Consider the following 23844-nt stretch of genomic DNA (forward strand, 5'->3'; position numbering starts at 1 on the left):
CAAAACGAAACTTGGAACATCGAAGGTATTGGAAATGATGCAAAAATTTATATATTTGACCGTTACGGAAAATTGTTAAAGCAAATAAGTCCAGGAGGAACAGGTTGGGACGGTACTTACAATGGTAGTGCTATGCCAACTAGTGGCTATTGGTTTACAGTAGAGTACAACGAACCTTTAACAGGTGAACGTAAAGAATTTAAAGCCCATTTTACCTTGAAACGATAAAGAATTATGAAATTTAAGAAGTATTGTTTAGTAGCATTCATAGCTTTTGCCGCAAATTTTAGTTTTGCCCAAGAAGGTATTCCAATTTATTCCGATTATTTAACAGACAATTATTATTTAATCCATCCGTCGATGGCAGGAGTTGCTAATTGTGCTAAAGTTAGATTAACAGCCAGACAACAATGGTTCGGAGTCGATGATGCACCCAGTGTACAAACATTAAGTATGAACGGAAGAATAGGTGATTCACCTGTTGGGATAGGTGGTATTCTTTTTAATGATGCCAATGGTTATCACTCAACTGTTGGTGGGTATGCTACTTTTGCTTATCATTTAATGTTCTCTAGAAATGAAATTGATTTGAACATGTTGTCTTTCGGATTAAGTGCTGGATTTTTACAGTATAAATTAGACGAAACTAGTTGGTTGGTTCCTGGGCAACCAATAGATGAAGCTGTATTAGGTATAGAGCAGAGTGCTACAAACTTTAATATAGATTTTGGATTCTCATATCATTTTATTGATTTTTATGCGCACTTTACTGCTAAGAATATTTTAGATAATGAAGGGATTAATTATAACGGTGTAGATGGATTTGAATTTAAGAATCTACGAACTTATTTACTGTCTTCAGGTTATACATTTCATAAATTCGGGAGTGATTGGAGCTATGAACCGTCTATAATGTACATGTATAGAGATGCGACAAAAGAATCTTCTATAGATATAAATGCTAAAGTTTATAGAGAAATGGATTTTGGTAAAGTTTGGGGTGGTTTATCTTATAGACGTAGTTTGGATGGTGCTGAATTTCAAGATGGTTCTGGTGTTAGTAGTCAAAAATTACAATACATAACTCCGTTTCTAGGAATTGACTATAAAAATTTTGTATTTGCTTATACGTATTCTTATCAAGCCAATACCGTTAATTTTAATACCGGTGGTTTTCATCAGTTAACGCTAGGTTTCAACTTTAATTGTAGAAGAGAAAAGTATGAATGTAATTGTCCTGCAGTAAATTAACATAGTTAAGTAATTATTAAAAAGAGGCACAATTTTCATTGTGCCTCTTTTATTTTCTATGTTATTCCCATTTGTAATTTTTCTTTTCAGCTTGTGCTTTTAAAGCTTTTAGCATAGCATTTTCTAAGCTGTTTATTGAATCATTATTTTTAGTAGCAATATAATTACGGCGTTTATGATTTAAATTTGCAATTTTTTCTTGAAGTATTTTACGTGATCTTCGTTTCGATTCAATGTAAGATTTAATTTCAGATTTAGACTTTCCTTTTAATTCTCCCGGCAGTTCGCTTTCTTTCAAATTGTCATAGGAAAAACCAGATTCTTTTTCAGCATCAACCATATCCCATGAACTGTTTTTATACAATCGCGAACTTTTACTGACCGTTCTACTTACGGCATTGGCTTTATTATAACTTCTAGCATTATCGTCTTGTTCCGCCTGCATCTCCATTTTTTTTCTTCCAGCACTTCCGTAGGCAACGTAAGTTTTATTCAATTTTTCATTGAGTTCTAAAATGCTATCATCATACGGCGAAGCGATATGAACAGTAGCTTTATTATGATTTATGGCCATATAGTTACCATGTGTTAAATCTGCCCCATCTTTCCATTTTATCGAAATGCCTTGATTGTAATCGCCACAAAAAATGGTATTTACTGTTACATCGTTTTGATGGGCTAATTTAGACGCATCCTTGTAACTTACTTTACCTTGGGAATAGGGTTCATTTCCGGCGATAAAAATAAGTTTCAAATCATTGTTATGAGTACCCCAATCGAGTTGGTTAAGTGCGGTTGTAATCACTTTTCCACAGAACTCATTGCCTCCATTTGTGGTTAAGGAGAATAATGATTTTGAAATCTCATCCAAATCTTCACTAAACGCAATCACTTGCCTTAAATAGCCTTCTTCAGCATTGAGATTATCATTACCATATTCATAAATTGCTATTTGAAGGTTAGGACTTCTGTCTTCGCATTTTGCATAGGATAATTCGTTAACAATTTTCCATAATTGCGCTTTAGCCTGATCTATTAAACCATCCATACTATTGCTAGTATCTAATAATAGTGCTACTTTAATATTGGGTTCATCAATTTTAGAAGTGGTTTCAATCATAGATTCACCAATAAGCGTATCTGTAATATTTTGTTTTTTATTGTTTGCGTTGCATGCCGTTAAAGTAATTATACTCAGGGCGATGATCGATGCTTTTATTTGCGTTTTCATAGTCAACATAGTTTTATTGATTCTTTTGTAAAGCTCTATCGAATAAAGCTCAATTAAAAGTCACAATGAGTCTAGGAGCTATTTCAATGCGTAAATCAGTCTATAAAATGAGTTCAGGATGTTTTTTTATAACTGAAATAGCTTCAATTCTATAACAGCTATTTTTTGAAACCAAATAAAGTATGTAAGTTTAGTCCAAGAAATTTTAATTGTTTGTGAGAACTATCATTAAAAATAAAATATTAATTCTGTGTTGTCTAATTGGATTTGTAGCATTTGGACAAAAAAATGAGTCCTATAGAAAAACCACTGAGAACGAGTATACCATTAGAGGTTCTGTCTATGAAAAAGAATCTGGCTCACCCTACAAAAATGTAGAGATATTGGTTAATGGTGGCAAATATACCAGAACCAGTTTCGATGGAACTTTTAGTGTTAAGGCTAAGATTGGTGATGAACTAATTATTAGTCATGACGATTTTGAAACCATTTACTATACCATAAAAACAAGTGAACGTATAACAATTGAAGTTGTAGAAGAAAAGCAAAGCAGCAGAAATAAAAGGGCAGTTGGCGATTATAAGCGATTTAACGAAATGATTGATTCTGCGGATGTCTATTTAAAAAAAGATGCTGAGAAAAGTATAAGATTTATTGGTGATGCTCTCAATGTTAATGTAAATATTAGACAGAGCGCTGTAGCGCATGAGTTATTGGGAGATATCTATATGCACTGGAAGCAATTTGATTTGGCGATTTCGGCCTTTAAAATAAGTCTTCAAAATACAGAAACGGCTTCAGCAAAACTTAAGTTAGCTAGAGCATATTATAACAATGACCAATACAAAATTAGTCTTTCAGCTTATAATCAAATAGTTGAAGAAACATTATCTAATTACGAAAAGACTATTTGGTTTGAAGGAAAAGGCGATGTACATGTAAAGTTGAAGGATTTTTCTAAAGCTATAAAATCTTATGAAGAAGGTTTAAAAGAAGCCAAAAAGCATTTAATTGCACCCAAAGTCACCGACTTAAATTCTAAAATAGCTCAAGTTTTTAGTGACCAAGGGCAAATAAGTAAAGCTAAGTTGTATTTTAATAATTCACTGAATTTAGCAGAAAAAGAAAATAGAAAACGCGCTGTAGAAGAGCAGGTTAAAGTTGCAGAATTTAATAATGCAAATGCGGATTACGAAAGTGAGATTGTTTTAAGGAAACAGGCCATTGAAGGTATTAAAAATATTGAGAGAGATTCAGTAATAACTAATGAGAGTGCTATTACATCCCAAAAGCAGAATTATAAAATTGGGAATGCCCTTATATTACAGAATAAAAATGAAGATGCTATTTTATATTTAGAAAAAAGTAGGAAAGAAGCAGGCGAAAAGGAAGATCTGGTGGTAGAAAAAGATGCGACTAGAAAATTATCCGAAGCACTTATTAAAAAAGGTGATACAGAAGAAGGGTTGGCAATGATAGAGAATTATGAGAGTATAGTAGATGAATTATACGCTAAGAAAGAGCAAGAAATATCACAAGCTGCACGATTTAGTAGAAATATAGCCGAACAGCAAAACCGCATAACGTCTCTCGAAAGCGATCGCGCATTAACTAAGAGTAAGTACGATTTAACGCAAGAAAAAAATAAAAGTCAACAACTTATAATTTATTCATTGATAGGAGGTTTAGTATTACTTTTAATCACAGGTTTCTTAATGTTTAAGTATATAAAACAACAACGTTTAGCTAATAATTTGTTGGCCTTAAAATCGTTGCGAAGTCAAATGAATCCGCACTTCATTTTTAACGCCTTAAATTCTGTAAATACATTTATCGCCACTAATGACGAACGCACGGCCAATAAATATCTTTCAGATTTTTCACAATTAATGCGTGCAGTTTTAGAAAATAGCGAAGAAGATTTTATTCCGTTGAAAAAAGAAATTGAATTATTAAATTTATATATACAACTTGAACATTTTAGATTTCAAGATAAGTTTGATTATGTCATTGATGTAGACAAAACTATAGATGTTGATGAATTTCAGATTCCACCAATGTTATTACAACCTTATATTGAAAATGCGGTTTGGCATGGCTTGCGTTACAAAACTGAAAAAGGACAACTTACTATAAGTATACAGCCACAAACTAAAGATGAAATATCTATTACCATTGCAGACAATGGTATTGGGAGAACACGATCTAAAGCTTTGAAAACTGAACATCAGAAGAAGCAAAATTCAAAAGGCATGGATAACATTAAAAAACGTGTTGCTATCTTAAATGAAATGTATAAAGACAAAGTGGATGTTACTATTGAGGATTTTCAGAACTTAGAAGATGTTGGGACAAAAGTTGTAGTAACACTTAAAAAAGATTAATTAGGTTAACAGTAAGAAACTGATAGAAAATAACAATACGTTTTTTACATCGAACATTAAATTTAAACAGATGCAATTAAATTCTATTATCGTAGAAGACGAAGAAAACAGTAGACTAATTTTAAGGAATTATCTAACCAAGTATTGCCCAAATATTTCTATTTTAGGTGAAGCTGCCAATGTTGATGAAGCCTTAGTTTTAATAAGGAATAATGATTTAGATGTCATATTTTTAGATGTAGAAATGCCTTATGGTAATGCGTTCGACTTATTAGATAAAGTTGGTGACATTCACTTCGAAACCATTTTTGTAACGGCTTACAATCATTATGCTATTGAGGCTTTAAACGCACATGCGTCTTATTATTTAATGAAACCAATTTCTATTGATGAACTGATTAAGGCCGTAGATTACGTTACCGAAATAATAACCAAGGAAGACGCACTTCAAGATCAAGTTTTAGAACCAAAAACCAATACTGTAAATGGAAAAATCACCATTCCACAGCTCGATGGTTTTGAAGTTATAGATACTGCCGACATAATGTTTTGTAAAGCGGATGATAATTACACAGAAATTTTTTTGAATAACAACACAAAAAAACTCGTCAGTAAAACTCTAAAATATATTGAAGAAAGTTTAAAGGATGCTAATTTTGCGAGAGTTCATAAAAGTTATTTGGTCAATGTGAATGAAATTGTAAAATATGTAAAAGGCAAGGGTGGAAGCGTAGTACTAAGTAACGGAAAAGAAATTATGGTTTCGGCTTCTAAAAAATCGAATTTGTTATCCTATTTTAAATGAGAACTGACTTTTAAAAAGGCTACATGTAAATTACAGAAAAGTTATACATAAGGGGGTATCGGCTATTCTATTCCTAAGGCTCTATAGGATGGTCTTCGTAAAAATCCTTAAATGTCTTATCTGTTGTATATTTTTCTTTCAGAATTTTAAAAACCATAAGCACAAGGCCTATTTCCCCAATAATTGCAACAACGAATACCCAATTTAGTGAAAAATTCATTGTCACCATGATGGCAGTAGTTATCAATAAAAAAGTGGTAATAATTATATAAGGAAATATAGACGATTGAAAAACAGAAGATGTCATAATTAATGCTTTTCGTTTAAGATAATTATTTATTAGTAATCTAAAAAGACATTTAACGGAACTCTAACTCCGAAATATGATACATTTCTAAGACGCGTAAAAATGTTTTAAACCACTAATAGTTCCACAACTAAACCTTCATTTGCTCTAACATTAAATACGGTGTTATCTCCAAAAATTAAATATTGGCCTTTTATGCCAACTAATTTTCCAGAATAATATGGCGTTTTAGTCAAATTAAGGCTTTTTGGTTTTTCAGGGTAATGTTCCACCGGAAATTCTAAATGTGTTTCCGAATTGTTTTCAATAAAATAAGGCAACGCTTCATCTGGTATGTAGGACTTTAATTTTTGTCGCCAATCCAATAAGTTTTCGTCCTTAATATCATTCTTTAACATGGTGCGCCAATTCGTTTTATCGGCTACGTGATCTTTTAAGGCTACTTCAGTAATACCGGCTAAATATCGATTGGGCACTTCAACAATTTCAATTGCTTCATGAGCCCCTTGGTCAATCCAACGGGTTGGAACTTGGCTTTTTCTTGTAACCCCGACTTTTACATTACTAGAGTTGGCTAAATACACAATATGTGGTTGTAACTGCACTTTCTTTTCGTAGTCTAAATCCCGATCTTCTTTATCTAAATGTGCTGTGCTTAACTCTGGTCGCATTATCCAATCTCCCGCAAAAGGCTTGTCAAAAAAACAAGTTTTACAGAAACCTTGTCGGTAAATCGGTCGGTCCAATCTACAACTTAAACATTGATGCCCAATAAGTTTTATTTCTATGCGCTTATTTAATAATTGATTGACATGGATAAAGTCATTTTCAAATACCAAATAGTATTGTATAGGTTCTAAAAATTCAGTTTGCATTTTTGTAAGGACTCCTGTATAAACCATAAAGAAATTTAGTAAATTTAGCTTTTCAAATTTAGGAAACTAAATCTGAATAATTTGTAAAACAAATAATTGCCAAATGCCGTTTTAACGGCTAAAGATAGCTAATCTATGCCAATTCCTATTGTAAATTCTATTGCTTCTTGGTTTTTAAAAAAACGATTTCATCAGATAGAATTATTTTTAAAATATCCCAATGAAGTACAAAATGAATTACTTTTTAACTTATTAAAAATTGCGAAAAACACAGAGATTGGTAAAACCTATAATTTTAGTTCTATAAAAAGTTATCAAGAATTTAATGAGCGAATTCCCATTGTTAATTACGAAGAATTTCAACCATTAATAGAACGATCAAGACGCGGTGAACATAATATATTTTGGCCAAGTCCAATTAAATGGTTTGCCAAATCTAGTGGAACCACTAATGCTAAAAGTAAGTTTATTCCAGTTAGTTATGAATCGTTAGAAGATTGCCATTACGCAGCAAGTAAAGATTTGCTTTGCATGTATTTAAACAACAATGAAGATGCACAATTATTCACAGGTAAAAGTTTGCGATTAGGCGGAAGTAAAGAATTATACAAAGAAAATGGCACTGCATTTGGGGATTTAAGCGCTATACTTATCGATAATATGCCTTTTTGGGCCGAATTTAGTAGTACTCCAAGTAATAGGGTTTCGCTGATGAGTGATTGGGAAACTAAAATGCAAGCCGTAGTCGAAGAAACCATTCAGGAAAATGTAACGAGTTTAGCAGGCGTGCCCTCATGGATGTTGGTTTTACTTAACAACGTTTTGGATAAAACAGGAAAAGATAGCATTTTTGATATTTGGCCAAATTTAGAAGTTTACTTTCACGGTGGCGTAAGTTTTAATCCCTATGTCGATCAATACAAAGCAATTCTACCCTCCAATAAGTTTAGATATTACGAAATCTATAATGCTTCAGAAGGTTTCTTTGCAATACAAGATCAAAATAATTCTAGCGACTTATTACTTATGTTAGATTATGGGATTTTTTATGAATTTCTTCCTATGGATAGTTACGGAACTCCTCAGCAGATGGCTATACCTTTAAGTGATGTAAAATTGAATACAAATTATGCAGTTTTGATTAGCACTAATGCAGGTTTATGGCGCTATAAGATTGGTGATACCATTCGTTTTGTAAGTCTTAATCCACATCGAATTAAAGTTACCGGACGAACGAAACATCATATTAATACCTTTGGTGAAGAATTGATTATTGAAAATGCAGAGAAGGCCCTAAAAAATGTATGCAAACGTACTTCTGCGGAAATTGTAGATTATACTGCCGCTCCAATTTTTATGGAAGGTAAGGAAAAAGGAGCACACGAGTGGATGATTGAATTTAAAACCCCTCCAGAAAACATGCCGTATTTTGAAGAGTTATTTGATAATGCCTTAAAATCTTTAAACTCTGATTATGAGGCAAAAAGGTTTAATAATATGACACTAAATAAACCAACAATACACAGTGCAAGGGCAAATCTATTTTACGATTGGTTTAAAGAAAACGATAAACTTGGTGGACAACACAAAGTTCCTCGTTTATCTAATTCTAGGGTTTATATGGAGCAATTATTGCGACTCAATCACTTATAAGCAATTTTAAAACTTTCGGAGAACGGTTAAACCTCTAAATTGGCATTTAGCGTTCTTAGAACGTTAATTATGAGTGTTTCGACCAATAAACAACTACAATACGGCATACTTTAATTGAAGCTGATACCTTAGCTAAAAATTAATGTGCTATTAACTTTTTACAATAAATATTTCTAACAATATTATACTAATTAATCCCTAACTAAAAAAACCACAATTTCTCATTTGAAATTGTGGTTTTTTTGATTTGTACTTATTTAAAAAAATCTAAGACACGGCCTTTAGTTTTTTTAAAGTCGACTTTGTTAAACGATCATCGGCATAAGCCTTTGTAATATTTAACTTTGTTTCGTCAGAACCAGGCAATTCAAACATGGCTTCGGTCAAAATCTCTTCACAAAGTGATCTTAGCCCTCTAGCGCCTAATTTATATTCAATTGCTTTTTCAACGATATAGTCTAAAGCTCCGTCAGTGATGGTTAAGTCAACATCATCCATTTTAAACAACTTCTTATATTGCTTAATAATAGCATTTTTAGGTTCAGTTAAAATTGCTCTTAATGTTTTGGCATCTAATGGGTCCATGTGCGTTAATACAGGTAAACGACCAATAATTTCTGGTATTAATCCAAAATCTTTCAAATCTTTAGGAATAATATATTGTAAAATATTGTTCTTATCTACCGTATCGGTTTTCATAGAGCTATAACCAATCGCTTGCATGTTTAAACGTTTGGTAATCACGCGTTCGATACCATCAAATGCTCCTCCGGCTATAAATAAAATATTCTCGGTATCTACCTCAATAAATTTTTGATCAGGATGCTTACGGCCTCCTTTAGGTGGTACGTTAACAACGGTACCTTCTAAAAGTTTCAACAAAGCTTGTTGTACGCCTTCTCCAGAAACATCTCTGGTAATAGAAGGGTTATCACTTTTTCGTGCAATCTTATCAATTTCATCAATAAAAACGATACCTCTTTGCGCTTTTTCAAGATTATAATCGGCGGCTTGTAATAAACGCGTAAGAATACTTTCTACATCCTCTCCAACGTAACCGGCTTCGGTTAAGACTGTAGCATCAACGATTGCTAACGGTACATTCAACATTTTAGCAATAGTTTTAGCCATTAATGTTTTACCTGTACCCGTTTGCCCAACCATAATGATATTACTTTTCTGAATTTCAATATCGTCATCAGATGGAGGTTGTAACAAACGTTTGTAATGATTGTATACTGCAACAGACATTACGCGTTTGGTGTATTCTTGTCCTATAATATATTCGTCTAAAAAACCTTTAATTTCTTTCGGTTTTCTGAGCATTAGTTCAGCGCTTAAATCTGAATTACCAGACTGTTTAGATTCTTCTATAACTATACCATGCGCTTGCTCAATACAGCGATCGCATATATGCGCATCTAAGCCTGCAATTAATAAACTTGTTTCTGGCTTTTTCCTTCCACAAAATGAACATTCTAATTCTTCCTTTGCCATCTTAAATATTTTTATTTCTGCGAAAGCAGAAATCTCATTTTACTTTTAAGTTATTAGTCGAAAGTGTTGTTAATTACTTGCGTTCTAAAATTTCGTCAATCATTCCATAATCCAAAGCTTCTTGAGAGCGCATCCAATAATCTCTATCAGAATCTTTCTCAACTTGCTCAATTGGGTTTCCGGAATGGTTTGCTATGATTTGATATAACTCTTCTTTTACTCGGATCGTTTCTTTTAATGCAATTTGCATATCACTTAACTGACCTTGAGTACCGCTACTTACTTGATGTATCATAACTCGCGAATGTTTTAAAGCTGAGCGTTTTCCTTTTTCTCCAGCACATAGTAGAACAGCTGCCATTGAAGCGGCAATACCCGTACAAATAGTAGCAACATCTGGCTTTACAAACTGCATTGTGTCATAAATTCCTAAGCCTGCATATACTGATCCTCCAGGAGAGTTAATATAAATTTGAATGTCTTTTGAGGCATCTGTACTCTGTAAAAATAAAAGTTGTGCTTGTATTATGTTAGCCACCTGATCATTAACTCCAGTACCTAAAAATATGATGCGATCCATCATTAAACGCGAAAATACATCCATAGCAACCGCATTCATTTGACGTTCTTCTATAATGTTAGGTGTTAGGTTTGTAGGATTCATACTCGTAATTATTTTTTGGTAATAATTACTGTTAATACCTTGATCTTTAGTAGCGAATTTTTCAAATTCTTTTCCGTAATCCATATGAATTTTTAATCTTTTAAATGTTGATAATTGTTTTTATCTATCCTGAAAACTCCATCGTTTCGGAACAGGATTTATATAATTTATTTGTAAGAAAACTATATAAAAAAAAAGCGTAAAATTGTCGAATTTTACGCCTTAAAGATACTAATTATTTTTAGCTTACCATTTTAGTGGTACCGACATTTTAAGGTTTTAAGGCATTGCCTTAATATTTATAAGATTAGCTATAAAATTCCTTTACAAAATCATCATAAGAGATATCTTTGGTCTTGATGTTTGCTTCAGTCTTATAAAGTTGTAATAATTTCTGACTCATTAATTGCTCAGACATACGCTTTACTTCATCTTGATTCCCTAAAATACGCGCTGCAATATCTTCTAATTCTTTTTCAGAAGGATCCATCTGTCCAAATTGAGCCATTTGCCCTTTAATCATATCCATTGCATAAGTTTTCAATTCTTCAAATTGAACTTGCAAATTATGCTCTTGGATCAATTTACCTTCAATTAATTGGTAACGCATACTTTTTTCAGACTTTTCGTACTCTTCTTTAGCCTGCTCTTCAGTCATTTCTTCTTCACCTGCTGTTTGCATCCATTTCTGTAAGAAGCTTGCTGGTAAATCGAACTTTGTATTTTCTATTAAATTCTCTGTTACATCATTCAGTAATTTCTGATCACCTTGCTGTGAAAATTGCTTTTCAGAATCTTCCTTAATTTTAGCTTTTAGTTCAGTTACAGATGTTACTGTGCCTTTACCGAATAATTTATCGAATAACTCTTGGTCTAAATCAGCCAATTCACGCTCATTGATTTCTGTAATTGTAAAATCTACTTCAATATCTAAACCGTGAGCATCATCGTGAGGCACTTTTAAAGCATTCATTAAATCGTGATCATCATTAAATAAACCTTTAGTTTTTAATGTAATTACATCACCGACTTTAGCTCCAATAAATTTCTTAGGATTTGTTTTTCCTTTTAATTTATCTAAAGTAATCATGGTAGAGTTATCAATGTCTTTCTCTGGGTTACTAAAAGTACCGGTGATTTCAGAAGATTCAGTCACTTCATTTTGAGAAACGATTTTGCCATATTGCTTTCGGATATTTACAATTTGGTCGTCAATCATTTTATCGTCAGCCACAATATTATAATGTGTAATGGCTTTCTTGTTCTTTAATTCTACATCGAATTCTGGTGCTAAACCTAATTCAAATTCAAAAGAAAAGGCTTCAGCATCCCAATCTAAATCATCTTGTGCTTTCGGTAACGGATTTCCTAAAACGTCTAACTTTTCTTCAACTAAATACTTTCCTAGAGCATCTTGTAATAATTTGTTTACTTCATCTACTAATACAGCTTTACCATATTGCTTCTTTACCATTCCCATTGGTACATGGCCTTTTCTAAAGCCAGGAATGTTAGCTGATTTACGGTAATCGACTAATATTTTTTCTACTTTATCGCTGTAATCTTCCTTAGCGATATCCACTTTTACAACTGCATTTAATGCATCTATGTTTTCTCTTGTGATATTCATTTTTATTGATACTAAAATTGGGCTGCAAAAGTACACTTTTTTTTGCAACCCAACAATAGTTTTAAGTGTTTGTATATCAGTTACTTTTTGTCGTCTTTTAAAAAGGATTGTAACAATGACTGTAGTATTGATAATAGAATGCTAAATAGTAAGGCTGTCCAAAATCCAGAGACACCAAATCCGTCGATTAACTTATCGGCCAATAAAATAATCAATGCATTAATAACTAGTAAAAATAGTCCTAACGTTACAACGGTTACGGGTAATGTTAAAATGACTAAAATTGGTTTTACGAGTACATTTAGGATTGCAAGCACTATGGCAACAATAATTGCACCAATATACCCATCTACCGTTACACCGCTTAAGAGGTGTGCTAATACAAAAACCGCTAAGGCGTTAATTAAAAGTCTAATGATAAGATTCATAAATAAATATTATTTTTTTTGAATTAAATTGAAGATGTAAAATTAACTACGGCATCATAAAAATCCTCAGGATTCTCTGCATGCAACCAATGACCAGCATTAGCAATAGTTACTATTTTAGAGTTGGGAAAATGACGATGAATAATTGCTTCATCTGCTTCACCAATATATTCTGAACGATCGCCTCGTAAAAATAAAGTGTCTCTTTTGAAAGTAGCATGACTAGGAAGCGCTTCACCAACTTCAGAAACATGCTCTTTTAGAACCTTTAAATTCAGTCTTAAACCTAACTGACCTTTTTTAACCCAATATAAATTTTTGAGTAGAAACATACGTATGCCTTTGTCGTTAATATAAGCACTTAAAGCTTTGTCAGCTGCGCCTCTGGATTTTAGTTCTGAAAAATTGAGACTGCTTAAACCTTCTAAAATAACGTCGTGATGCACAGGGTAGTAACGCGGAGAAATATCGGCTACTAGAAGTTGGCTGACTAGTTCTGGATATTTTGTAGCAAAGCGCATGGCTGTTTTACCACCCATGGAATGGCCTAACAATATTATGTCTACTAAATTATTAGTTTCGCAATAATCTTTTAAATCTTCAGACATAATATCATAATCAAAATCGTCGGAATGAAAACTACGACCGTGATTGCGTTGGTCGACGAGATGTACCTCATAATTGAGTTCTGAGAATTGTTTAGATAGCGTTTTCCAATTGTCTCCCATACCTAGAAAACCATGTAAAATAATAAAAGGTTTTCCTTCGCCTATAATATTCGAATGTAGTGTCATATCTTATGATTTTAAAGTTTGAGGCGTAACGTCCTATGCTTTATTGACTTCAAGTTGGATGCTTTTAATTTATTTAAGCTTATCTAAGTACATTTTAATTACATTTTCTACCCCTAAATATAAACTTTCAGCAATTAATGCATGACCAATCGAGACCTCTAACAAATTAGCAATATTATCCTTGAAAAATTTAATATTTTCTAAAGATAAATCGTGGCCAGCGTTGATGCCAAGCTGCAGGTTGTTGGCCAAATCTGCACATTTAACGTAAGGATCTATTGCTATTTTATTGCCTAAGCTATATTGATGCGCAAATGCTTCAGTATAAAGTTCAATTCTGTCTGTGCCGGTAGCTTTTGCACCTTCAATTTGATGTAAATCTGGATCAACAAATATGGATGTTCTGATGTCATTGGCTTTGAATTCTTTAATCACATCAATTAAAAAATCTTTATGTTTAATGGTGTTCCACCCGGCATTAGAGGTAATAGCATCTACGGCATCTGGTACTAACGTTACTTGAGTGGGCTTAATTTTTAAAACCATATCGATGAATTTCGGAATAGGATTGCCCTCAATGTTATATTCTGTATAAACTTCGGGTTCTAAGTCGTAGGCATCCTGATACCGAATATGTCTTTCGTCTGGTCTTGGATGAATAGTAATGCCTTCTGCACCAAAGCGCTGTACGTCTTTAGCAAATTGAACAACATTGGGCACATCACCGCCACGACTGTTTCTTAGCGTTGCAATTTTATTTATATTAACACTTAATTTAGTCATTTTTATGAGTTTTGAATTACAAAAATACAAAGTAGGAGATGCTTTTAATGGTTATTTTTTGATTAATTTGCAACTTAATTAATTGAATAAAATGGAGCTACAGGATTTTGTGATTAATGATATAAAGCCGCTAAGTATAACGGATAAAGTGAGTGATTTGCAGTTGTTGTTTAATCAGTTGACCTACTCTCATATCCCTATATTAAAAGATGGTGTTTATATGGGTTGTATCTCAGAAACCGATGCGCATTGTTTTGAAGGTGCAGATACTATTGGCGATTGTAATTATGCCATAGAAGGTTTTTTTGTAAGACCAACTACAGTTTGGTTAGACGTCCTTGAGGCATTCGCTCAAAATGATTCTAATATTATGCCTGTTTTGAGCCATCAAAATAAGTATTTGGGTTATTATGAGCTCAACGATATTATTCATTTATTTAACGAAACTCCCTTTTTTGCCGAACCTGGTGGTATTCTTATAGTTGAAAAAGGTATTAATGATTATTCTTTTAGTGAGATCAGTCAGATAGTAGAATCTAATGACGCTAAATTATTAGGTGGTTTCATTTCAAAGATGGATGGTGATTTGGTAAAAATTACGTTAAAAATCGGTAACGGAAGTCTTAATGAAATTATTCAAACGTTTAGGCGTTACAGTTACAATATTGTTTCGGGTCACGAAGACGATTCTTATATTGAAAGTTTAAAAGATCGTTCACAATATCTCGATAAATATTTAAATACGTAATGATGAAAGTAGCAATATACGGTCAGAATTACACTAATGAAACTACGCAAAGAGCGGTTAATCAGCTTTTAGATTATTTGACATTAAAGGATGCCAATGTTTTTTTTGAAAGTGATTTTTTTGAAACTCAAAGGGCCACCATACAACCTAAAACTACCGTCCAAACTTTTGAAGTTTTAGATAATAGTTATGATTTATTAATTAGTCTTGGTGGTGATGGTACAATTTTAAGAGCTGTAACTTATGTGCGCGATTTAGGGATTCCAATAGTGGGTATTAATACAGGTCGTTTAGGTTTTTTAGCAACAATACAAATTGACGATATTCAAACGGCGCTATCTGAAATATTTAATGGGAATTATAAAATCTCAGAACGCTCTTTATTATGCGTCACTACGAATCCCGAACATCACGACGTAATTACGACCAATTTTGCGCTCAACGAAATTGCTCTAAGCAGAAAAAACACAACGTCCATGATTACGGTCGAAACGCATCTAAATGATGAGTATTTAACGTCGTATTGGGCAGATGGACTCATCTTATCTACACCAACAGGCTCCACAGGTTATTCCTTAAGTTGTGGTGGTCCCGTAATTGCTCCCGATGCCAATAGTTTTGTGTTGACACCCATAGCGCCACATAATTTGAGTGCACGTCCTTTGGTTATACCCGATAATACAGCAGTAACGTTAAAAGTGAGTGGTAGAGAAGATCAATTTTTAATGTCGCTCGACTCTAGAATTGTAACTTTAGCCAATACAACCGCTGTCACGGTTAAGAAAGCAGATTTTGTAATTAAAATGGTAGAACTTTTAGATGAAACTTTTCTTGCAACACTTCGAAAAAAATTACTTTGGGGTGAAGATCGACGCAATTAAATAAGACAGGATTCGTTAAAATCCTTGAGGGATTTTCATGCCAAGTGATGTAATGCAATAAATACTTCCAAAAACGGTTAACAGTAATACCAATGCGGACCTAAATACTTTTTATACATTTTACGTCAAATTGTTACACACAAATCTTAATTGTTATATTTGCAAACTCTGAAAAATTTATGAGGTATTTTTTTCTTATTTTAATGAGCACTTTTGTAATTTATAGTGCTGAAGCTCAAATCTATGAAGTTGGGGTTTTTGTTGGTGGAAGTAATTTTATCGGAGATGTTGGAGCCACCGATTATATTTCTCCAAATCAGACCGCATATGGTATTTTAGCAAAATGGAATAGAAGTCCGAGACATTCGTTTAGGGCATCATTAATTTTTTCAGATTTAGAAGATATTGACGCTAAATCAGATGATCCGCGTAGAAAAGAACGTGGTTATGAGTTTAATACGAGTATTTTAGAGCTTTCAGCGGGAATGGAATTTACGTTTGTGGATTTTGACCTTCATTCAATTGGTTTTAAGGGAACACCTTATTTATATTCTGGAATTTCGTTAACTAATCACGATAATAATTATTTTTCACCTTCAGGTGAATTTATGTCAGAAAGTGGTTTTAGTTGGGTAGTAGGTATACCTATGGCATTGGGTTACAAGGCGCGTATTGCTCATCATCTAGTATTAGGAGCAGAAATTGGCGCACGTTATACGTTTTCAGATCAGTTAGATGGAAGCGTGCCTAGCTCAAATAATGATGAACAATTAACGTTTGGAAATACCAATAATAATGATTGGTATATGTTTACAGGATTTACGCTAACTTACACCTTTGGTAGAAGGCCTTGTTATTGCAATTTTTAAATGAGTTTAAAAGAAAAAATAGACAAAAAGAAACTTCCCAACCATGTGGCAATTATCATGGATGGTAATGGTCGTTGGGCAAAACAGCAAGGTTTGTTGCGTGCTATAGGCCATGAAAACGGTACAAAATCTGTGAGGCAAACAGTAGAAGCTAGCGCGGAACTTGGGATAAAAAACTTAACCCTCTATGCTTTTTCTACAGAAAACTGGAACAGACCAAAGTTAGAAGTGCAAACGCTAATGAAACTATTAGTGAAATCGTTGAAAAAGGAGATTAAGACTTTACAAGATAATGGTATAAGACTTTGTGCTATTGGATGCCTAAATGATTTGCCTAATAAAGCTCACCAAGAGCTATTGGATGTAATTGATAAAACAAAAAATAATACTAATATGACATTAACTTTAGCGTTAAGCTATGGTTCCCGTGAGGAAATTGTGAATGTCATTAAAGAATTATCAGTTAAAGTTAAAAATAATATAATTTCTGCTGAAAGTATTGACGAATCAATTATAAATAAGCATCTTTACACGCAAAATTTACCAGACGTTGACCTACTTATTCGCACGAGTGGTGAGCAACGTATTAGTAACTTTTTGCTATGGCAAATTGCCTATGCAGAATTATATTTTACAGATATTTTATGGCCAGATTTTAAAAAGGAAAACCTATATGAGGCCCTCATAAATTATCAAAATAGAGAACGAAGATTTGGAAAAACAAGCGAACAACTTACCTAACAGCACCGTATTGAAACTACTTATTAAAATTATCTGTGTTGTATTACTCTTTACAATATCATTTACCAGTTATGCGCAGGTTAAAGGTGGAGAGACCTATTTAATTAAAGAAATTAAAGTAACAGGAAATACTAATTTTAGTGAGCAAACTATAATTGCTTATTCTAAACTTAGAAAAGATGAAGAAATTCAGGTAGGTGGTGAGAAAATTGCCAATGCTGTAAAAACGTTATGGAAATCTAATCTATTTAGTAGTATAGATATTTATGTTACTGATATTGATGGCGGTACGGCAAACTTAGAAATAAACCTTAGTGATTTACCAGAACTTAAAGATCTTACTATTGAGGGCATAAGAAAAGGTAAAAAAGATGAGGTTATTGAAGAGAATAAGTTAAAACCTGGTCAGAAAGTCACAGAGAATCTACTTGCAACCACGAAAAATTACTTGACAAATAAGTATAAAAAGAAAGGTTTTTTAAATACAGAAGTAAATATTCTAACCTCTCAAGTTATTGATTCTATAGAGAAAGAGCGTGTAAACATGCGTATTGATATAGATAAAGGTCAGAAGGTTAAAATTAAAGAAATTAATTTTGAAGGTAACGAAAAGATAACGGATAAAAAGCTTCGTAAAGCTATGAAAAATACGAAGCAAAAAAGTTTAAGCCCTTTGCGAATATTAAAGCGTTCAAAATACATTGAAGAAGATTTTAGAACCGATTTAGTAAGTGTTGTAGATTATTATAAAGAAAATGGTTATAGAGATGCAAGAATAATTTCAGATTCCATTAGCTATCTAGATCAGAAAAATATAAATCTGAATATAAGAGTTGAAGAAGGCGAGAAATACAGTTTTGGTAAAATTACCTTTGTAGGTAATACTGTATATTCAGACCAACAATTATCTAATCTTTTAGGTATTAAAGAAGGGGATACTTACAATGGAGTAGAATTACGAGAGCGTATTGCTGATGAGACTAATCCAGATGCCAATGATATAACCAACGCTTATCAGAATTTTGGTTATATGTTTTCTACTATAAATCCGGTTGAAGTTAGTGCAGAAGGTAATGTTATTGATATGGAAATTCGTATTTCCGAAGGAAAGCCAGCCTATTTCAACAATGTTACTGTAGTTGGTAATGATGTAACCAACGATCATGTAGTTTATAGAGAAATAAGAACTAGACCTGGTATGCTATATAGAAAGGCAGACATTATAAGAACGATTAGAGAACTTGGTCAGTTAGGATTTTTTGATGCACAACAAATTGTACCAGATATTAAAAACCCAAATCCTGTAGATGGGACTTTAGATGTTGAATATTCTGTTGTAGAACAAGGATCTAGCCAAATTCAACTACAAGGTGGTTATGGTGGCGGTGGCTTTATCGGTACACTAGGATTATCGTTTAATAATTTTGCTATAAAAGATATTTTTAAAGCCGACGCATATAAACCAGTACCAAGAGGTGATGGACAAAGTTTAGCGTTAAGACTTCAGGCAAGTCAGTTTTTTCAAACTTATAGTTTTTCATTTAGTGAGCCATGGTTTGGTGGTAAAAAACCATTTCAGATGTCAACATCATTGTCTCACTCTCGACAGTTCTTATACGATTCCTCTACAGGGCGAGCTGATAAGGACAAACGTTTTAATATTACAGGTTTAACTTTTGGATTATCTACAAGACTTTCGGTTCCAGATGATTACTTTTTACTGTCACAAGCCATCAGTTACCAACATTACGATCTTCAAAATTACAATACTGGTTTGTTTACCTTTGGAGACGGAACTTCAAATAACTTATCTTATACCATTGGTTTAAGTAGAAATGACCTAAGAGTCGATCCTATTTATCCAACCGGAGGTTCTAGTTTTTCAGTTTCAGCCAAATTTTCTTTTCCTTATTCTTTAGTGAATGGAGTGGATTATGAAGCTTTAGAAACAGAAAGATCAGAACAAACCGATATAATTAACGAATATCAGTCTAACCCTAGTACAAATCCGGCACTGACGAATGCGTACAATAATGCTATTGAAAGACGGTCCGAAATTGATCAAGAACGTTTTAAATGGTTAGAATTTTATAAAATTAAATTTAAAGCCGATTGGTACCAAGCTTTAACTAAAAAATTAGTCTTACGTCCTAGTGTAGAGTTTGGATTCTTGGGTGCTTACAATAATGCACGAGGTGTGATTCCTTTTGAACGTTTCTTTGTTGGAGGTGATGGTTTAGGAAACTTCTCGCTAGATGGAAGAGAAGTGGTGCAATTACGTGGTTATCCTAATCAATCGTTATCATCACAAGATGGAGGTTCTATATACAATAAATTCTCGTTGGAATTGCGTTATCCTATAACTTTGGGTGCACAAGCTAAAATATTTGCGTTATCATTTTTAGAAGCAGGTTCCTCAGTAAATAATTTTAGAGATTTCGATCCTTTTAAACTTCAAAGATCAGCAGGATTTGGATTAAGAATATTTATGCCGGCCTTTGGTTTACTAGGTATTGACTTTGGTCATGCTTTCGACGAATCACCTTATGGAACGGCAGTTAAGAAATGGGAAACACACTTTATAATTGGTCAACAATTTTAAGTTTGGCACGATATTTTCTAATCTCTAAATAAGATTTCATCTCTGTGTTAAAATTTTTAAGAATATATTTCGTTAAATTTGATGATTAGTAACACTAAAATTACAAATTGCTTAGTATTGCTAGAAAATGTCTCAAAATACAAAAACAGAAATAATGAAATTTAAAGTTCTTTTTTTAGTAATTACAATAGGTCTATTGAGCTTTTATGCACATGCACAGCGTGGTGTAAGAATAGGTTACATTGATACCGAATATATTTTGCAAAATGTTCCAGAATATCAACAAGCCTCAACGCAGCTAGATCAAAAGGTTCAAGATTGGAAGACCGATATTGAAACGAAATTAAAAGGTATTGAGCAAAAAAAGAAAGAACTCGATAATGAAAGTGTGCTTTTAACTAAAGAGCTATACGACGAGCGTTTTGAGGATATCACTTTTGAAGAAGCTGAAATTTTAGACTATCAACAAAAACGATTTGGACCAGATGGGGATTTAATGATTCAGAAACGTCAATTGATAGAGCCTATACAAGATCAAATATTTTCTGCAGTTCAAGATATTGCAGAAACTGGTAAATACGATTTTGTATTCGATAAATCTGCAGATGTTGTAATGTTGTACTCAGCGGAGCGCTATGATTTAAGTGAGCGTGTATTAAAGACAATTACGAGAACTTCTAAAAGATCGCAAGCAAAAAATAAAAAAGAACGTAAGGCACTTGAAGAAGAAGAGGTAGTACCTGTAGTGAGTGCGGATAAAGATGCGCGTCAACAAGCATTAGAAGATCGTAAAGCAAAAAGGGAAGAACAGTTAGCAGCTAAACGTGCGGAACGTGAAAAGGCGACAGAAGACCGAAGAAGAGCACAAGAAGAATTAAGAGAGGCTAAGCGAAAAGAAGCAGAGGAACGACGTCAACGAGCTATTGATGCCAGAAATGATAGATCTGGATCTATCAATGAAACTACAACAACTGTAATTGATAGTATGCCTAAAGTGAAGCCGTCGGTTATTAAAGATAGCACCCAAATTAAAGATGGTTTAAAAAAGGATTCAATAGATTCGAAGAAACCTAAGACGGCTGCTGAGATTGCAGAAGCCGAACGTTTAAAGAAATTAAAAGATAGAGAAGCAAGACAGAAGGCATTAGAAGAAAGAAAACAGAAAATTATAGAACAAAGAAAAAAGGCGCGTGAGGAACGTTTAGAACAAGTAAGAAGAAATGATTCTATAGCCAAAGCCAAGAAAAACGAAGACAACAACAATTAAATATTTATAACACAAATACAATTAAGAAAAATGAAACATTTTAAATCGTTATTATTTGCAGCAGTACTTTTTTTAGGAGCAACTAGTTTTACTACTGCTCAAAGTAAAATTGCTCATATTAATAAGCAAGAATTGATTAAAGCAATGCCTGCATATACACAAGCACAAGGCGAGATTGAGAAGATGGGTAAAACCTATGAGGCTGAAATACAAAATTCATTTAAGGAATTAGAGACTAAATTAAAGCAATATACAGCGGAAGAACCAACGCAAACAAATGAAGAAAACCAAAAGCGTATGCAGGAGGTTGAAGGTATAAAGCAAAGTTTAGGAGAGTATCAACAACAAGCTCAGAAACAATTGCAAGAGAAAGAATTTAATCTTTTGAAGCCAATTGTAGAGAAAGCAGACAATGCTATTAAAGCGGTAGCAAAGGCACAAGGTTTTCAGTATGTTGTAGACTCTGCAATGCTAATTGTAGCAGAAGGAAAGGATCTTATGGCAGATGTGAAGAAGCAGTTAGGAATGTAATCCTAATATAAAAAGTATGTTTAAAAAGTCGCTTATTATTAAGCGACTTTTTATTTTTGTAATGGTGGTTATAATTAATATAAACCAAAAATGCGCACCCTATTATTTTTAGTTTAAGTGAAACACTGTCGTTATGAGTAATTCTTCTATAGGCATCTTCGATTCTGGAATTGGTGGAACATCGATTTTTAAAGAAATTCACGCGCTTCTTCCAAATGAAAACTGTATTTATTTGGCCGATAGCATAAATGCTCCGTATGGTAATAAGTCTGAAATAGAAATTCTTCAACTGAGCATAAAAAATACTGAATTATTAATTAATAAAGGTTGTAAAATTATTGTCGTTGCATGTAATACGGCAACCACTAATGCTATAGATTATTTAAGACGAAACTATTCTGTACCCTTTGTAGGTATCGAACCTGCAATAAAACCAGCCGCAATTAGCACAAAAACAAAGACGGTTGGGATATTAGCTACTCAAGGAACACTTAGCAGTCAACTTTTTCATAAAACGACGGATTTGTATACAAATGGTATTACAGTAATAGAACAAGTAGGAGATGGCATTGTGCCGTTAATTGAATCTGGAAATTTGTATTCGGATGACATGAGTGCGCTTTTAGAATTGTATCTAATACCGATGTTACAATATAATATAGACTATTTAGTGTTAGGCTGTACGCATTATCCTTATCTCATACCAATGCTTACTAAAATGCTGCCAAAAGAAGTGAAAATTATCGATTCAGGATTAGCAGTTGCTAAACAAACAAAATCAGTTTTATCAACACACAATTTGCTTAATATCTCCAATGGAAAACCAACTATTAAATTGTTTTCAAATGGTAATGTGGACGTTTTAAACTCTATTTTAAATGGCGAATTTGATGTGGCTTATTTGGACTTTTAAGATTTAAACCAACTAGAGTATTCTACATAATTATTAGCTATCCTATCAATCTCTCCAAAGATTAATTCCTTACTAATATCTTTAACCTTTTTGGCAGGTACACCAGCATAAATACTTCCAGATTCAACAGTAGTGTTTTTGGTTAAAACGGCACCAGCTGCAATGATACTGTTACTTTCTATAATACAATCATCCATAATAATGCTACCCATACCAATTAAAACATTATCTTTTATTGTGCAGCCGTGAACAATAGCATTATGGCCTATAGAAACGTTATTTCCAATAGTTGTCGGTGATTTTTGATACGTTGCATGGATAACAGCGCCATCTTGAATATTCACTTTATTACCAATTTTAATAAAATGTACATCACCTCTAATTACTGCATTAAACCAAACACTGCAGGCTTTACCTATAGACACTTCTCCAACTATAGTAGCGTTTTCTGCAATGTAGCAATCTTCTGGAATTTGTGGTTGATTTCCTCTTACTGGTTTTATTATTGGCATATTCTTATTTCTTTTTAAAAACTATTATCAAATGAGGTATTGTAAAGTACGAAATCTTAATATCACAGAACAATAAATAGCAATTTAATGGCACAAAAAAAAAGAGCAGCACTGCTGTGCTACTCTTTAATATTATGGTATAAATAAGAAACCTTATACGTTTTCAGCGTCTCTTAACCCCTGAATGTATTCAGCTTTCTGAATTTCTCTTCTTCTTTTAACAGAAGGCTTAGTGAAATAACGAGATTCTCTCAAGTTCTGCATAATTTGCACATTTCTGTGTTTACGCTTGTAACGCTTAAGTGCACGTTCTATATTTTCTCCTTCTTTGATTTCGATTTTAATCATTATATCGATATATTTTTGTTATCTAATTCTTTCAAATGGTCGGCAAATATATGCTAACTATTTGAAAATAAAAAATTAATTCAAGATTTTAGGATAAAATTTCTATCCCGTGCTTTAAAAATACATAAGA

Annotated in this window: 24 protein-coding genes; 13 read left to right on the forward strand and 11 right to left on the reverse strand. The window is 33.0% G+C overall.

The window, feature by feature from the left end; translation table 11 throughout:
* On the forward strand, positions 1-228 hold a 228-nt coding region (locus tag QMA06_RS15405), incomplete at its 5' end, for a T9SS type B sorting domain-containing protein (RefSeq protein WP_290207806.1).
* A gap of 6 nt (positions 229-234) precedes the next feature.
* Positions 235-1251, forward strand: a complete 1017-nt coding sequence (locus QMA06_RS15410) for a PorP/SprF family type IX secretion system membrane protein (RefSeq protein WP_290207807.1) — start codon at positions 235-237, stop codon at positions 1249-1251.
* Positions 1252-1312: 61 nt separating this feature from the next.
* Here QMA06_RS15410 and QMA06_RS15415 read toward each other — a convergent pair whose 3' ends face one another.
* A complete protein-coding gene (locus tag QMA06_RS15415; RefSeq protein ID WP_290207808.1) occupies positions 1313-2482 on the reverse strand; it encodes a VWA domain-containing protein in 1170 nt (389 codons plus the stop codon).
* Between the two features lie 215 nt (positions 2483-2697).
* Here QMA06_RS15415 and QMA06_RS15420 point away from each other — a divergent pair, with 215 nt between their 5' ends.
* Both QMA06_RS15420 and QMA06_RS15425 read left to right on the forward strand, forming a co-directional pair.
* The gene (locus tag QMA06_RS15420; RefSeq protein WP_290207809.1) at positions 2698-4866 is read left to right on the forward strand and encodes a tetratricopeptide repeat-containing sensor histidine kinase; all 2169 of its coding nucleotides are present in this window, start codon (positions 2698-2700) and stop codon (positions 4864-4866) included.
* Positions 4867-4936: 70 nt separating this feature from the next.
* On the forward strand, positions 4937-5671 hold the full coding sequence (locus QMA06_RS15425; protein ID WP_290207810.1) for a LytR/AlgR family response regulator transcription factor: 735 nt from the start codon (positions 4937-4939) through the stop codon (positions 5669-5671).
* A 73-nt stretch (positions 5672-5744) separates the two neighbouring features.
* Here the strand turns inward: QMA06_RS15425 and QMA06_RS15430 are convergent, their stop codons facing one another.
* Positions 5745-5978: a hypothetical protein gene (locus QMA06_RS15430; RefSeq protein WP_290207811.1), complete on the reverse strand. Its 234-nt coding sequence runs from the start codon at positions 5976-5978 to the stop codon at positions 5745-5747.
* A 107-nt stretch (positions 5979-6085) separates the two neighbouring features.
* On the reverse strand, positions 6086-6880 hold the full coding sequence (locus QMA06_RS15435) for a DUF2797 domain-containing protein (RefSeq protein WP_290207812.1): 795 nt from the start codon (positions 6878-6880) through the stop codon (positions 6086-6088).
* 108 nt (positions 6881-6988) lie between these two features.
* Between QMA06_RS15435 and QMA06_RS15440 the strand changes: the two genes are divergently transcribed.
* Entirely contained in the window at positions 6989-8506 is a 1518-nt protein-coding gene (locus tag QMA06_RS15440) for a GH3 auxin-responsive promoter family protein (protein WP_290207813.1), read from the forward strand.
* A gap of 267 nt (positions 8507-8773) precedes the next feature.
* Here QMA06_RS15440 and clpX read toward each other — a convergent pair whose 3' ends face one another.
* From clpX to QMA06_RS15470, 6 genes are all read right to left on the reverse strand, one after another.
* A complete protein-coding gene (gene clpX, locus QMA06_RS15445) occupies positions 8774-10003 on the reverse strand; it encodes an ATP-dependent Clp protease ATP-binding subunit ClpX (protein ID WP_290207814.1) in 1230 nt (409 codons plus the stop codon).
* A gap of 73 nt (positions 10004-10076) precedes the next feature.
* Positions 10077-10751 (reverse strand): ClpP family protease, encoded by a 675-nt coding sequence (locus QMA06_RS15450; protein WP_290207815.1) that lies wholly within the window; start codon positions 10749-10751, stop codon positions 10077-10079.
* A 223-nt stretch (positions 10752-10974) separates the two neighbouring features.
* A complete protein-coding gene (gene tig, locus QMA06_RS15455; RefSeq protein ID WP_290207816.1) occupies positions 10975-12297 on the reverse strand; it encodes a trigger factor in 1323 nt (440 codons plus the stop codon).
* Between the two features lie 80 nt (positions 12298-12377).
* On the reverse strand, positions 12378-12725 hold the full coding sequence (locus tag QMA06_RS15460; RefSeq protein ID WP_290207817.1) for a phage holin family protein: 348 nt from the start codon (positions 12723-12725) through the stop codon (positions 12378-12380).
* 23 nt (positions 12726-12748) lie between these two features.
* Positions 12749-13519 carry an alpha/beta fold hydrolase gene (locus QMA06_RS15465; RefSeq protein WP_290207818.1) on the reverse strand — a complete coding sequence of 257 codons (771 nt, stop codon included), beginning with the start codon at positions 13517-13519 and terminating at the stop codon, positions 12749-12751.
* Positions 13520-13588: 69 nt separating this feature from the next.
* Positions 13589-14302: a pyridoxine 5'-phosphate synthase gene (locus tag QMA06_RS15470; RefSeq protein ID WP_290207819.1), complete on the reverse strand. Its 714-nt coding sequence runs from the start codon at positions 14300-14302 to the stop codon at positions 13589-13591.
* Positions 14303-14393: 91 nt separating this feature from the next.
* Between QMA06_RS15470 and QMA06_RS15475 the strand changes: the two genes are divergently transcribed.
* The 8 genes from QMA06_RS15475 to murI all read left to right on the forward strand — a co-directional run bounded on the left by QMA06_RS15475 (position 14394) and on the right by murI (position 22854).
* Positions 14394-15050 carry a CBS domain-containing protein gene (locus QMA06_RS15475; RefSeq protein WP_290207820.1) on the forward strand — a complete coding sequence of 219 codons (657 nt, stop codon included), beginning with the start codon at positions 14394-14396 and terminating at the stop codon, positions 15048-15050.
* A 2-nt stretch (positions 15051-15052) separates the two neighbouring features.
* Positions 15053-15931, forward strand: coding sequence for an NAD kinase (locus QMA06_RS15480; RefSeq protein WP_290207821.1), 879 nt, complete (start codon positions 15053-15055; stop codon positions 15929-15931).
* A gap of 179 nt (positions 15932-16110) precedes the next feature.
* Positions 16111-16800 (forward strand): type IX secretion system protein PorG, encoded by a 690-nt coding sequence (gene porG / locus QMA06_RS15485; protein WP_290207822.1) that lies wholly within the window; start codon positions 16111-16113, stop codon positions 16798-16800.
* Complete coding sequence (locus QMA06_RS15490; RefSeq protein ID WP_290207823.1) at positions 16801-17541, forward strand: isoprenyl transferase; 741 nt, start codon at positions 16801-16803, stop codon at positions 17539-17541.
* A complete protein-coding gene (bamA, locus tag QMA06_RS15495; protein ID WP_290207824.1) occupies positions 17513-20143 on the forward strand; it encodes an outer membrane protein assembly factor BamA in 2631 nt (876 codons plus the stop codon). The genes QMA06_RS15490 and bamA overlap by 29 nt, the downstream gene beginning before the upstream one ends.
* Positions 20144-20297: 154 nt before the next feature.
* Complete coding sequence (locus QMA06_RS15500; protein ID WP_290207825.1) at positions 20298-21410, forward strand: OmpH family outer membrane protein; 1113 nt, start codon at positions 20298-20300, stop codon at positions 21408-21410.
* Positions 21411-21440: 30 nt separating this feature from the next.
* Positions 21441-21941, forward strand: a complete 501-nt coding sequence (locus tag QMA06_RS15505; protein WP_290207826.1) for an OmpH family outer membrane protein — start codon at positions 21441-21443, stop codon at positions 21939-21941.
* Positions 21942-22074: 133 nt separating this feature from the next.
* Positions 22075-22854: a glutamate racemase gene (murI, locus tag QMA06_RS15510; RefSeq protein ID WP_290207827.1), complete on the forward strand. Its 780-nt coding sequence runs from the start codon at positions 22075-22077 to the stop codon at positions 22852-22854.
* Here the strand turns inward: murI and QMA06_RS15515 are convergent.
* Together QMA06_RS15515 and rpsU are read right to left on the reverse strand one after the other, a co-directional pair.
* Positions 22851-23366, reverse strand: a complete 516-nt coding sequence (locus QMA06_RS15515) for a gamma carbonic anhydrase family protein (RefSeq protein WP_290207828.1) — start codon at positions 23364-23366, stop codon at positions 22851-22853. The two genes, murI and QMA06_RS15515, sit on opposite strands and share 4 nt — an antisense overlap.
* A gap of 153 nt (positions 23367-23519) precedes the next feature.
* Positions 23520-23714 (reverse strand): 30S ribosomal protein S21, encoded by a 195-nt coding sequence (rpsU, locus tag QMA06_RS15520; RefSeq protein WP_008269492.1) that lies wholly within the window; start codon positions 23712-23714, stop codon positions 23520-23522.
* Positions 23715-23844 lie beyond the last annotated feature (130 nt).

This window comes from Winogradskyella bathintestinalis, assembly GCF_030407435.1.
In the GTDB taxonomy this organism is placed as follows: domain Bacteria; phylum Bacteroidota; class Bacteroidia; order Flavobacteriales; family Flavobacteriaceae; genus Winogradskyella; species Winogradskyella bathintestinalis.